10 protein-coding genes, 2 rRNA genes and 2 pseudogenes are annotated in these 13,057 nt (G+C 34.4%); 8 read left to right on the forward strand and 6 right to left on the reverse strand.

Going from position 1 to position 13,057, the window contains the following annotated elements; genetic code table 11:
• The first annotated feature begins 23 nt into the window (after positions 1 to 23).
• From OPS21_RS02505 to ruvC, 3 genes are read left to right on the forward strand one after another with little or no spacing between them, the layout of a single operon-like run.
• Positions 24 to 683 carry a TenA family protein gene (locus tag OPS21_RS02505; RefSeq protein WP_264336918.1) on the forward strand — a complete coding sequence of 220 codons (660 nt, stop codon included), beginning with the start codon at positions 24 to 26 and terminating at the stop codon, positions 681 to 683.
• A gap of 47 nt (positions 684 to 730) precedes the next feature.
• Positions 731 to 1,558: a cytochrome c oxidase subunit 3 gene (locus tag OPS21_RS02510; protein WP_264336919.1), complete on the forward strand. Its 828-nt coding sequence runs from the start codon at positions 731 to 733 to the stop codon at positions 1,556 to 1,558.
• Entirely contained in the window at positions 1,559 to 2,047 is a 489-nt protein-coding gene (gene ruvC, locus OPS21_RS02515) for a crossover junction endodeoxyribonuclease RuvC (RefSeq protein ID WP_264336920.1), read from the forward strand.
• 25 nt (positions 2,048 to 2,072) lie between these two features.
• Here ruvC and ruvX read toward each other — a convergent pair whose 3' ends face one another.
• The 3 genes from ruvX to OPS21_RS02530 are packed head-to-tail and all read right to left on the reverse strand — an operon-like array spanning position 2,073 to position 5,501.
• Complete coding sequence (ruvX, locus tag OPS21_RS02520) at positions 2,073 to 2,540, reverse strand: Holliday junction resolvase RuvX (RefSeq protein WP_264336921.1); 468 nt, start codon at positions 2,538 to 2,540, stop codon at positions 2,073 to 2,075.
• A 57-nt stretch (positions 2,541 to 2,597) separates the two neighbouring features.
• On the reverse strand, positions 2,598 to 4,382 hold the full coding sequence (locus OPS21_RS02525; RefSeq protein WP_264336922.1) for a ribonucleoside-diphosphate reductase subunit alpha: 1,785 nt from the start codon (positions 4,380 to 4,382) through the stop codon (positions 2,598 to 2,600).
• 48 nt (positions 4,383 to 4,430) lie between these two features.
• Complete coding sequence (locus tag OPS21_RS02530) at positions 4,431 to 5,501, reverse strand: methyltransferase domain-containing protein (RefSeq protein WP_264336923.1); 1,071 nt, start codon at positions 5,499 to 5,501, stop codon at positions 4,431 to 4,433.
• A gap of 317 nt (positions 5,502 to 5,818) precedes the next feature.
• Between OPS21_RS02530 and OPS21_RS02535 the strand changes: the two genes are divergently transcribed.
• The 3 genes and pseudogenes from OPS21_RS02535 to OPS21_RS08040 all read left to right on the forward strand — a co-directional run.
• A 23S ribosomal RNA gene (locus OPS21_RS02535) occupies positions 5,819 to 8,583 on the forward strand.
• 67 nt (positions 8,584 to 8,650) lie between these two features.
• Positions 8,651 to 8,757, forward strand: a 5S ribosomal RNA gene (rrf, locus tag OPS21_RS02540).
• Between the two features lie 222 nt (positions 8,758 to 8,979).
• Positions 8,980 to 9,474, forward strand: a pseudogene (locus tag OPS21_RS08040) (IS66 family transposase); the annotation flags it as partial.
• A gap of 74 nt (positions 9,475 to 9,548) precedes the next feature.
• On the opposite strand, the gene OPS21_RS02545 reads toward OPS21_RS08040, so the two are convergent.
• From OPS21_RS02545 to rpmH, 3 genes and pseudogenes are all read right to left on the reverse strand, one after another.
• The gene (locus tag OPS21_RS02545) at positions 9,549 to 9,758 is read right to left on the reverse strand and encodes a hypothetical protein (RefSeq protein ID WP_143689147.1); all 210 of its coding nucleotides are present in this window, start codon (positions 9,756 to 9,758) and stop codon (positions 9,549 to 9,551) included.
• 74 nt (positions 9,759 to 9,832) lie between these two features.
• Positions 9,833 to 10,123 (reverse strand): annotated as a pseudogene (gene rnpA, locus OPS21_RS02550) (ribonuclease P protein component); the annotation flags it as partial.
• A 70-nt stretch (positions 10,124 to 10,193) separates the two neighbouring features.
• On the reverse strand, positions 10,194 to 10,328 hold the full coding sequence (gene rpmH / locus OPS21_RS02555; RefSeq protein ID WP_264336924.1) for a 50S ribosomal protein L34: 135 nt from the start codon (positions 10,326 to 10,328) through the stop codon (positions 10,194 to 10,196).
• A gap of 107 nt (positions 10,329 to 10,435) precedes the next feature.
• On the opposite strand from rpmH, the gene pstC reads away from it, so the two are divergent.
• Both pstC and atpD read left to right on the forward strand, forming a co-directional pair.
• A complete protein-coding gene (gene pstC / locus OPS21_RS02560) occupies positions 10,436 to 11,524 on the forward strand; it encodes a phosphate ABC transporter permease subunit PstC (protein ID WP_264336925.1) in 1,089 nt (362 codons plus the stop codon).
• A gap of 96 nt (positions 11,525 to 11,620) precedes the next feature.
• The gene (gene atpD / locus OPS21_RS02565) at positions 11,621 to 13,057 is read left to right on the forward strand and encodes a F0F1 ATP synthase subunit beta (protein ID WP_211908760.1); all 1,437 of its coding nucleotides are present in this window, start codon (positions 11,621 to 11,623) and stop codon (positions 13,055 to 13,057) included.

The raw sequence follows: 13,057 nt of genomic DNA on the forward strand, positions 1-13,057 counted from the left end.
TAAATTATATTCTAGTTTATGTGATGTTCAGTGGTATAATTAAGAGCTATTATGGGTCAAATCTTTTAAAGGATATTATTGAGCATCCTTTTAATGTTGAATTAGCAAATAATACTTTAAACATAGAAAACTTCAAATTTTATATACAACAAGATGCATTCTTTTTAGCTGATTATATTCGTACTGTTTTAATGATTGCATCAAAAATGGAGAGTTGTAACAACATTGTTCCATTTATTGAGGTGGCTAAAGGGGTAATAGAGATTATGAAAGTGTTATACAACCACTACTTTGCTGTGTATTCCATAAATCGTGGAGAAAAGTCGCTTGAGTGTTTCAATTTTACTAACTTTCTTTTGTCTACTTCATATAGCGATGTTTATGAAGCTGTAACAGTTCTTTACTCTTGCCATTTCATATATAAAATTGTTGTTGATAATATGAGAAATAAAATTAAAAAAAATAATAGGTATAAGGATTGGCTTGATTTTTTTGGCGGTAGTTTGATGGAATCTGGATGTGTTGCTTTGGAAGATATTGTTGACGAATATTGTAACAAAGTAGGAGAAAGTGAAAGAACCAGAATGCTAGAATTATTTAAAATAACTGCACAATTTGAGTTGGATTTTTGGAGTGGGGCATATAATTTTTCAAAATTTAATCAAGACTTTAAGAAATATTGACAATTTTAAGCTAATTTGTATGCTTGATACGTATTTTTAAAGATGATATGAAAAGTAAAGAGCATGATTTTCATTTAGTGGATCCAAGCCCCTGGCCAATTGCTATATCAGCAGCAATTTTTGTTCTTGCACTTGGGTTAGTTGGTGTATTTCATAAACAAACTTCTGGAATATTTGGTTTAGTTTTAGGAATCTCTGCAGTATCAGGTGTACTGTTTTATTGGTGGAGAGATGTAATAAGAGAAGCAATTTATGATAAATGCCATACTGCCATTGTAAAACATGGACTCAAGCTTGCAATGTACTTATTTATCCTCTCGGAAGTTGTGTTTTTTATAGCGTTCTTTTGTTCATTCTTTAAAGCCTGGCTTGATCCGGTTTTTTTATTTGAAGCGTTTTCTCCTACAAAAAAAGTTGAATGGCCCCCTGAAGGGATTTTACCACCGGATCCGTGGTCGTTACCATTTATGAATACACTAATATTATTGCTTTCTGGTACAACAATTACTTCAGCACATCATTTTTTACTTGAAAATGATAAAAAAAGCATGATTAAAATGCTGTCTATAACTATATTGCTTGGGATATTCTTTATAATAGTGCAAGCAATCGAATATCATGAAGCAAGTTTTTCTTTGCGAGAAACAGGAGAAAAACTTATTTATACATCCAACTTTTACATGATTACTGGTTTTCATTGTGTGCATGTTATAATAGGAATAATATTTTTGTCAGTATGCTTATTTAGAGCTCGAAAAGGTCAATTTACACCTCAAGATCACTTATGCTTTGAGTTTGCTTCTTGGTATTGGCACTTTGTCGATCTAGTCTGGATATTTTTATTTCTGTTTATTTATTGGTTAAGCCTTTATTAAGTGATTAAAATAATAGGCCTAGATCCAGGGATGAGTAAGACTGGTTGGGCCATTATTAGACTGGAAGAAAAGAATAATATTAAATTTTTGGGTGGCGGTACCATATCAACTGATGGTAAATTGGGTGTAGGTGAACGTCTACATATAATTTTTGAACAATTAAAGAAAGTAATTTTCCTATACTCTCCAAATGAAGCTGCTGTGGAAAAAATTTTTATTAATAAGAATCCAAAATCTTCGCTAACTTTAGGATATGCAAGAGCAATTGCAATTTTAATATTACGAATGACGGATTTACCCATGAATGAATATGATGCAAACTATATAAAAAAGAGCATTACTGGAAATGGTCATGCTGATAAGGGTCAGATTATATTTATGGTAAAGCAAATAGTTAAAAGCTCAAATATAAAATGTCACCATACTGCTGATGCTCTTGCTACAGCAATTTGTCATGCTTATACGAAAAATTTTTGTTTTATTGAGTAGTTTTACATGAATTCAGTTTAAAAAACTATTTGATGGCGTTTATCTTATCTAATGTTTGTTGTAGAATAATACATGCAGCAATTTTATCATCTATTTTTTTTGATTTTGTGATTGATATTCCAATAATTTTTAGTGCGTGAGTTGCAAGAGATGTTGATAGACTTTCGTCTTGTAGGTATATGTGTACTTTGCATTTTTTTATTATTTTATTTGCAAACTGGATTATTACTTTGCACCATTCGGTCTCTTGTTCATCTATTGTGAATGGTAGTCCTATTACCATTGATCCAGCTTCATTTTCTTTAAGCATTCTATTTAGATAGCCTAAATCTTTGCTCATATTTCTTCTATAATATATACTATGAGCTGTAGCTATAAGCTGTGTTTTATCACTAAATGCTATGCCTATTTGTTTTTCTCCCATATCAAGGCACATTATACGTTTATCTCTTGGAATAGACTTTAGAAATTCATCTGGATTTCTATGTAGCATCTATGAAAACATAACTTTTGTACAATTGTATTTTTGTGACAGTAAGTTATGTACAGTCTACTGGCATGATAGACATTCATCATAATTAATATCTGTTTTTTGTTGTAATATTTCACTTTTTTTGAATATGTCATGTGAGACCTTGTCAGCTCTCTGCATTGATTGTGATCTGCAGTAATACAAGCTTTTTAATCCTTTTTTCCAAGCAAGCATATGTATTTTGTGTAAGTAACGTTTATGCACATTGGCAGGTAAGAACAGATTTACTGATTGAGATTGACAAATATAAGGAGTTCTATCACTTGCATGTTCTATGATCCATTGTTGATCAAGTTCGTATGCTGTTTTAAATGTCAGTTTTTCATGCTTGCTAAGAAAATCTAAATGCTGAACAGAACCCTCATTTGTTGAAATTGAGGACCATGTTTCATCATTGTCTTGATTTTTTTCTGCTAGTAGTTTTTGCAAGAATTTATTTCGTACTACAAATGAACCTGTAAGTGTCTTCTGTATAAATACGTTTGCTGCATACGGCTCTATTCCAGGAGAAGTGTTGCCTGCGATAATCGAAATTGAGGCAGTTGGAGCAATAGCGAGCTTATGTGTAAACCTTTCCATTAGATCGATTTCTTTAGCGTCAAGACATGGCCCTTTTTCTTCTGCTAATTTTTTAGAAACTACATCTGCTTGCTCGCGCAAATGCTTAAATATTTTTTTATTCCATTGTTGGGCTGTTACTGATTCAAAAGGAACCATTTTACTTTGTAAAAATGAATGAAAGCCCATCACACCAAGACCGATACTACGCTCTCTTATTGCGGAATATTTTGCTCGCTGTATTTCATTTGGTGCGTGGTTTATGAAATCCTCTAATACATTATCAAGAAAACGCATTATATCTTCTATGAAAAGCTCATTATCTTTCCATTCTTCGTAGTATTCAAGATTTACGGATGATAAACAACATACAGCAGTGCGTGACTTTTTCAGGTGATCGTAACCTGTAGTTAAAGTTATTTCACTGCATAGGTTTGACATTTTGATATCTAAATTGAGCTTTTTGTAAGGTTCTGGTTTATTGTTATTTGTTGCATTAAGAAAGATAATATAAGGTTCTCCAGTTTCAATTCTTGCTGTTAATATTTTAATCCATATATCCCGTGCTTTTACTGTTGAAATAACTTTATTGTTATGAGGGCTTATTAAATCCCATTCTTGATCATCTTCAACAGCTTGCATAAACTTATCTGTTACTATTACAGCATGATGTATATTTAATGCTTTGCGATTTGGGTCACCACCAGTTGGCTTACGTAAGTCTAGAAACTCTTCTATTTCTGGATGCCATACAGGAAGATAAACTGCTGAGCTTCCTCTTCTTAAGGATCCTTGGCTGATTGCAAGCGTCAGAGCGTTTTGTACTACGATAAATGGCACAATTCCTGATGTTTTACCGCTACCTTTGACACTTTCACCAATTGAACGTAAATTTCCCCAATAACTACCTATTCCACCACCACGTGCAGCGAGCCAAACATTTTCATTCCATAGATCAACTATTCCCTTCAAGCTATCTTCAGTTTCATTAAGAAAGCAGGAAATAGGCAATCCTCTTTTGGTACCGCCGTTACTAAGTATTGGTGTTGAAGGCATGAACCACAAGTTGCTCATGTAATCATAAAGACGTTGTGCATGTTTTCTATCATCAGAATAGTAATTAGCAATACGTATAAAGAGATCTTGATAACTTTCATTTTCTATTAAATACCTATCCAATAGAACTGCTTTTCCAAAATCGGTTAATTTACTATCTTTTGCGTAATTAATAGTAATGTAATTCATAAGGCTCCTTTTATGATAATATAGAAATTTATTTGAGCGATTTCTCGATTAAGTTGTTGAATTTGTTTGTGGATGTTGTAATGCAAATAAGATACCATCAACCTGACTGCCATATATTTTACAGTAACTCATTTGACTTATTTGCATATTTGTTTCTTTTGCAACATGCTGAATATAATCTTCTGAATGACGAAAATAATCTCCTTTGTTTACAAAGTCAATACCTTTACCTTCCTTTCTTCTTACTAAACATACAATAACCCCTTTTTTGTTTGTCAATCCTTTTGCTAGTTCCAATTCTGCTAGAAAATCATGTAGATAGTGTAGCACTTCAGCAAAGATAATTACATCATACTGCTGGTTCTTCTCTTGTTTAAGAAACTCTTTCATTTCTGTATGTATTAACTCATCGTAAACAGGTTTACCTTTTATAAGGCATCCTCTTGCAATATTGAGCATTCTATTTGAGATGTCAACTCCTGTTATGCGACTTCTAATATTACTTATTTTTAGGAAGTGACCACATATTCCAGTACCGCAACCAAGGTCGAGTATATTCAGTTCAGAAGTGGAGTTGTTAAAGACTTTTGTAATTATCATGTGTATGAGTTCATGCCCTCTGTATTGTTTGGCAATTAGCCAATGCTCAACAAAATATTCACCTGTGTAATCAAAATATTGCTTTATGAGATTTTTAGGCAATTCTACGATATCTGATGTGTTTGTTATTTTTTTTAAGTAGTAAGAAGCTTCTTTGTGACTACTATCTAATTTTAACGTCTTTGTTAAATAATTATAAGCTTTATTAGTATTTCCTACTGCAAAATGACATCTTCCAATATTATACCAGATTATAGGTAAATTGGGGTAGAATATGCTAATTAACCAAAATCTTAACTTTGCATCTGATATATTACCTTTATAGAAGTGATATAACCCGATTTCAATGTTGGTATTTAACAGGTTTTTAGATTTTTCAAGAAGCACTATAGTTTCTTTATGGAGAGTATTGTATTTATCCATAATGAAATTTTTTACTTTTTTAATGTTTAATAAGCCAGTAAGCTTAGATATAAAATTTAAAGCAAAGTTTTTTATAAGAGATAGATTACTTTTCATACATTAGAAATACTCCAAATGTTCATTGTCATTTTTAGGTAACTAATTTTAACACATTTTATCTTACAAAATATCTTTTTCATTAATTTTTTTGTACATATCAATTTATAGAATATTTCTCAGATTTTACTGTTTAAGATTGTTGATAATAATAGGTAAATGTTTTGTATAAAAAGGCGTTGACATATGATTTATCAGATTGTAACATATAAAAGATTAGTTTTTAGATGTTTGAAAAGTTTTATGGTAGAGATTATTTAATCTCAATTCAATTGTAAGTTAATATTTAACTCTGCATATTCTACATATAGTCAGATAAATAAATTATTAAGAGCACTTGATGGATGCCTTGGCGTTAAGAGGCGATGAAGGACGTGGCAGGCTGCGATAAGCTGTGGGAAATTGTCAACAAATTTTGATCCGCAGATTTCCGAATGGGGAAACCCAACTAGCTTAGCTAGTTATTATATACTAAGTATATAAAGCAAACTTGGTGAACTGAAATATCTAAGTAGCCAAAGGAAAAGAAATCAACCGAGATTCTGTTAGTAGTGACGAGCGAAAGCGGAAAAGGCTAGTGATTTAAAAATAAGAATTAGAATACTCTGGAAATGGTAACCATAGAAGGTGATAGTCCTGTATAAATAGAAAGTTTTTAAATCCTTGAGTAGAGCGGGGCACGTGAAATCCTGTTTGAATATGGGGGGACCATCCTCCAAGCCTAAATACTCCTTAACGACCGATAGTGAACAAGTACCGTGAGGGAAAGGTGAAAAGAACCCCGGGAGGGGAGTGAAATAGAATCTGAAATCAAGTGCTTACAAACAGTTGGAGCTCTATATCAATTTATTGATATTTAGAGTGACAGCGTACCTTTTGCATAATGGGTCAGCGAGTTAATCTATGAAGCAAGCTTAAGCCGTTAGGTGTAGGCGTAGCGAAAGCAAGTCTGAATAGGGCGTTTAGTTTTATGGATTAGACCCGAAACCAAGTGATCTAGTCATGACCAGATTGAAGGTATGGTAAAACATACTGAAGGATCGAACCAGTTAATGTTGCAACATTATTGGATGAGTTGTGATTAGGGGTGAAAGGCCAATCAAACTTGGAAATAGCTGGTTCTCCGCGAAATCTATTTAGGTAGAGCGTTGTATTTATGTTGTTGGGGGTAGAGCACTGGATAGACTAGGGGGATTCATCATCTTACCAAATCTAACCAAACTCCGAATACCAATAATTAATTATACAGCAGACACACTATGGGTGCTAAGTCCGTGGTGGAAAGGGAAACAGCCCAGATCACTATCTAAGGTCCCAAAATTACAGCTAAGTGGGAAAGGAAGTAGAAAAACCATTACAGCTAGGAGGTTGGCTTGGAAGCAGCCATCCTTTAAAGAAAGCGTAACAGCTCACTTGTCTAAATAAGTTTTTCTGCGCCGAAAATGTACCGGGGCTAAAGCTGTATACCGAAGATGTGGGTGCTTATTGATTTCGATTAGTAGGCGCGGTAGCGGAGCGTTCCGTAAGTCTGTGAAGGTGGTTTGTGAAAACTGCTGGAGATATCGGAAGTGAGAATGCTGACATAAGTAGCGTAAAAGAGTGTGAAAAACACTCTCACCAAAAATCTAAGGGTTCCTACGTTAAGTTAATCTGCGTAGGGTTAGTCGGTTCCTAAGGCGAGTCCGTAAAGGAGTAGTCGATGGCAATTAGGTTAATATTCCTAAACCTCTTAAGTGTGACGGGTTTTGTATTTGTATAGGTCTTATTGGATTGATCTATGCTTAAAAGAAGCTCCAGGAAATAGCACTTATATTTATGAGGCCGTACCGTAAACCGACACTGGTGGATGAGTAGAGTATACTAAGGTGTTGAAAGAATGATGTTGAAGGAACTCGGCAAATTATACCTGTAACTTCGGAAGAAGGGTAACCTGCTTTTAGGCAACTATGAGTAGGTGGCACAAAATAGGGAGTAGCGACTGTTTACTAAAAACACAGGACTCTGCAAACACGTAAGTGGAAGTATAGGGTCTGACGCCTGCCCGGTGCTGGAAGGTTAATAGGAAGAGTGCAAGCTCTGAATTGAAGCCCCAGTAAACGGCGGCCGTAACACTGACGGTCCTAAGGTAGCGAAATTCCTTGTCGGGTAAGTTCCGACCCGCACGAATGGCGTAACGATTTCTCCACTGTCTCCAACATCATTTCAGCGAAATTGAATTCCCCGTGCAGATGCGGGGTACCCGCGGTTAGACGAAGAGACCCCGTGCACCTTTACTATAACTTTACATTGCTATTAAAAATGTGATGTGCAGGATAGGTGGGAGACTTTGAAGTTATGGCGCTAGCTGTAATGGAGTCGACCTTGAGATACCACCTTTTACATTTTTAATATCTAACTATGTTTCATTATCTGAAACTAGGACATTGTATGGTGGGTAGTTTGACTGGGGCGGTCGCCTCCTAAAAAGTAACGGAGGCGTGCGAAGGTAAGCTAGAGCTGGTCGGAAATCAGCTTGATAGTACAATGGCATAAGCTTGCCTGACTGCGAGGCTGACAAGCCAAGCAGAGACGAAAGTCGGTCATAGTGATCCGGTAATTCTGTATGGAAGGGTTATCGCTCAACGGATAAAAGGTACGCCGGGGATAACAGGCTGATGGTGTTCGAGAGTTCATATCGACGACACCGTTTGGCACCTCGATGTCGACTCATCACATCCTGGGGCTGGAGAAGGTCCCAAGGGTTCGGCTGTTCGCCGATTAAAGTGATACGTGAGTTGGGTTTAGAACGTCGTGAGACAGTTCGGTTTCTATCTGCCGTGGGTGAAGGAAATTTGAGAAGATCTGACTCTAGTACGAGAGGACCGAGATGGATATACCTCTGGTGTACCAGCTGTTATGCCAATAGCATCGCTGGGTAGCTATGTATAGATGGGATAATTGCTGAAAGCATATAAGCAAGAAACCCTCTTCAAAAAGATTTCCCAATTAAGGCCGTGGGAGACTACCACGTTGATAGGCTAGGTGTAGAAGCATGGTAACATGTGAAGCTAACTGGTACTAATAGCCTGATTGATTTATTTGCTTTCTATATGTGCATATGCAGTGTTAAATATTAAATTAAAATTTGTTAAGTCAGAAATTTTTGTTGACTTGGTGGCTATAGCAAAAATGAACCACCCGATCTCATTTCGAACTCGGAAGTGAAACTTTTTAGCGCCGATGATACTTAAAAAGGGAAAGTAGGTCGTTGCCAAGTTTATAAAAATTTCTTTTTATTTATATCTGTTCAGTAGAGCGATGAAACAAGGTAAACATAGAGTAGCTGTGAGGTAATATAACTGATCTTTTACAACTCTGCGAAAACTTTAAAATAAAAGTAGAATTTGTTACCTATTTGCAAACGAGGAGGAGAGATAGCAGTATTTAATAAATCATTAAAATAAGATTGGTTAGTGCTCAAGCAATACTGAAAGTTTTAAAGGGAAAGAAGATTTTAAAAGACAGTGTATGTTGCAATCGTAATAGTCGCTGACAGATATGCAGCGTACAATTATTTTGCTGATAAAAAAGGTAAATTTATTGGATACCCTTAGCAAGGTACTTTGAAACATAGTTGAACTATTGAAGTTAAAATTCTGGGCTGTTACTTAAAAAACGCATTCACTGAATTATTTGTGCTAAAAAAAAGCTTTATTAAAAAGTGAAAGAGATGTTTTAACAGACAGTGTAAGAAAGTTGCAAAACGTATAAGGTATTACTTAAAGCTACCTATCTGAAGCAACTGGAGCTTCTCAAGTTGCGAAAAATATTTTAAAATCCGAAAGAATGATGTGAAATTTTTAAGTAAATCAGAAAGTATTCCACTACCATACTGAACAGCAAATTAGGCATTATATCGCTTACTGTAAAAGCTCATATTTTACGTAATCAGAGCGAGGAACTTGAAAGGATAATTTCATTATACTTAACATGAAAACAAAGAGAACTGTACAATTCCCTGCCTATCGTTTCTTGAACCACTCCCCTGAACGGGTACTTTTACTTTTATCAAACTATTCTCTTATTGTAATAAGTTGCTTCTATATTCAAATTTAGCAATTTCCCTCTAGGATTATCCTTATTTTGTTCTAAATATAGGCTTTGTTCAAATGCCATTCCCCATTGTGTGCGATAGCTAGACTCTCTATATTTATAAAAACTCTCCTTAGCATTATTTGTATCGAGCTTTTTATCTTGTTTTCTTATACTCTCTACCATCAAGCACCCACATCTATTAATTTATTTTTAAAAACTTTACTTATCTTATCATAAAAAATATAGCTGTAAATACTTTAGTGAAAATTTCTTCTTATTTTATCTTTCTTTAAGCAAATATTGAGGTCTTTTTGTAAATTTTTATAGCCTGCTTGCATAATGTTTTTATGGGTTAGTATTATGTAATAGCATCCTACATTACTTATATTAGAAATGCTAACTTTAGCTAGCATTCGTAATTGCCTTTTTATTTTATTTCTTTTTGCTGCTTTTCCGACTTTTTTACTGATAGCCAGACCTACTCTAATAACATGAATATACTTTTCAGGTTCTCTTTCTTTTATAGCATATAGTGATATATATACCCCTCGATAAAAAAGACTGTCAGGTGCTAATCTATTTTTAAAGGCAAAGGAAAACTCTTTTTTTTTATACTTACTATGCGCATAATTTGTTACACCCTAATGAACGGCGCCTATTAAGGATTTTTCTTCCAGCTTTTGTTGACATACGTGAACGAAATCCGTGTCTACGCTTTCTTATCAAATTTTTTGCTTGTAATGTTCTTTTCATTGTTTTTATATTAATATGACTATTTATTTTAAATTATTTTGCTCTATTGTCAAATAATGGTCAACTTCTATAGCATTCTTATTGAATAAAATTTGATATATGGAAAAATGAATTTAATTATAGGCGTACCTGTTTTACTAATCCTTTTATTTTGTTTGAGTAGGTTTCAAGCAGTAAGTAAAGTTAAGTCTTATATATATTTGAGTTGTATTTGGATGTTAGCTTGTTTGTTAGCACTCTATGGTGGTTATTTTATAATTTCTATTTCTATAGCGTTACTTTTTTTTATGCTGATTTTTATCTTTAAAGATAAAAGAAATAAGATGGTAAAATTTTTGTTATTTATGGCTTTAACCATATCACTTTTTATCACTTTATTTATAATGCTATCTATTTTTATTCAGTCCATTTCTTTTTTTAACAAAGTCGCTATTTCAGAATTCTTATTTTGCTTAAAATGGAAGCATAATGTAGCTATTATTGGTGAAGGAGAGGTGGGGTGTTTTGGTATAGCGCCACTTTTAGTGGGGACATTACTTATAACTATTGTAGCAATGTTAGTTGCGGTGCCGCTTGGTTTATTTTCTGCAATATATATTAGTGAGTATGCGAGTGAAAAAGTGCGTTATGTTATTAATACAGCCTTACAGGTTTTGTCTGCTATTCCTACTGTTGTATATGGATACTTCTCAGTTGTATTTTTGTCTTTTTTTATAAAGCAGGTAGCGAATTTTTTTAATCTAAGTATACACTCAGAAAGTGCTTTGATTGCTGGTTTATCGATTGGAATAATGATTCTTCCTTTTATTATTTCTTTGCTTGAAGATGCTATAAGATCTGTTCCAAAAAGTTTACGTTATGGTTTTATGGCGCTTGGCGCAACACCAGCGGAAACTATATGGCATATAACAATACCTTATGCAATTCCTACAATTTTAAGTGCAGTTTTATTATCAATTTCAAGGGTGATAGGTGAAACAATGATTGTACTAATGGCTGTGGGAATCAATGCAAATTTGACCTTTAATCCTCTCAATTCAGTTACTACTATCACTGTACAAATTGCTACATTACTTACCGGAGATCAGGATTTCAATAGTGTGCAAACTCTTGCTGCTTATGCGCTTAGTTTGGTGCTGTTTGTTATTACTTGGCTATTGAATGCATTTGCATTGTTTATAATGAAACGTAACTAGTAAGTGTTTTAATATTGCAAAGTTTCTGTTAATAATATAAGATTTATTTTCTTTAGAAGTTCTTTTATAGAATTGTAGTGTTAGGTGATGAAAGAGATGAGTACAGGTAAAGTAGTTAAAATAACTCAAGCAGTTGTTGATTTAAAATTTGAAGGCGAGTTACCTAAGATATTTAATGCTTTAAAAAGCAAACTAAAATGTAAGGGCAAGGAGCTAGTTTTAGAGGTTTCACAACATATAGGTGACAATATAGTTCGTTGCATTGCTATGGATAGCACAGATGGTATGTCAAGAGGTGATGAGTTTGTTGATACAGGTGCACCAATATCAGTTCCGGTTGGACGCTCAACTTTAGGAAGGATTTTTAATGTTGTAGGAGAGCTTATAGATGAGTGTGGTCCTTTAAAAGGAAAGTATAATTTAGAACCTATACATAGATCACCTCCAAGTTTTACCGAGCAGAAGATACAGGAAGAAGTTTTAGTTACAGGAATAAAGGTTATAGATCTTCTTGCTCCTTATCTTAAAGGAGGAAAAATTGGCTTATTTGGTGGAGCTGGTGTTGGTAAAACAGTTCTGATAATGGAGCTGATTAACAACATAGCAAAAGCTCATAAAGGATTTTCTGTGTTTGCCGGAGTAGGAGAGAGAACGCGTGAAGGTAATGATCTTTATAACGAGATGATTACTTCGAATGTAATAGATATAAATGAGCACGAAAAATCTCAAGCCGTTTTGGTTTATGGTCAAATGAATGAACCTCCTGGAGCAAGAGCTAGGGTTGCTTTAACAGCACTAACTATGGCGGAGTATTTTCGTGATCATGAAAATCAAGATGTTCTATTTTTTGTAGATAATATCTTCCGTTTTACTCAAGCTGGCTCTGAAATTTCTGCTTTGCTTGGAAGAATACCGTCGGCTGTTGGTTATCAGCCAACTCTTGCGACTGATATGGGCGCTATGCAAGAGAGAATAGCCTCAACTACTGCTGGTTCTATTACTTCTGTACAGGCTATATATGTTCCTGCAGACGATTTGACCGATCCAGCTCCAGCAACGACATTCTCTCATCTTGATGCAACCACAGTGTTGTCAAGGCAGATAGCTGAAATGGGTATATACCCTGCTGTTGATCCACTTGACTCAACTTCTCAGTCTTTATCTGCTGAAATCATTGGTGAAGAACATTATAATGTGGCTTCTGAGGTGAAACGTATATTGCAAACTTATAAGTCGCTGCAAGATATTATCGCAATACTTGGTATGGATGAACTATCTGATGAAGATAAAATTATTGTTGATAGAGCTCGTAAAATTCAGAAGTTTCTTTCTCAACCTTTTCATGTTGCGGAGGTATTTACTGGCATGTCTGGCAAATTTGTTTCACTTTCTGATACTATTTCTAGTTTTAAAGGAATTATTGAAGGTAAATATGATCATCTGCCAGAAGCTGCTTTTTATATGGTGGGAAGTATAAGTGAAGCAATAGAAAAGGCTGAATCAATAAAAGCTGAAGTTGGAGCCGGACATTAA

Origin of the sequence: Wolbachia endosymbiont (group B) of Chorthippus parallelus (genome assembly GCF_947251815.1) — a bacterium.
In the GTDB taxonomy this organism is placed as follows: Bacteria; Pseudomonadota; Alphaproteobacteria; order Rickettsiales; family Anaplasmataceae; genus Wolbachia.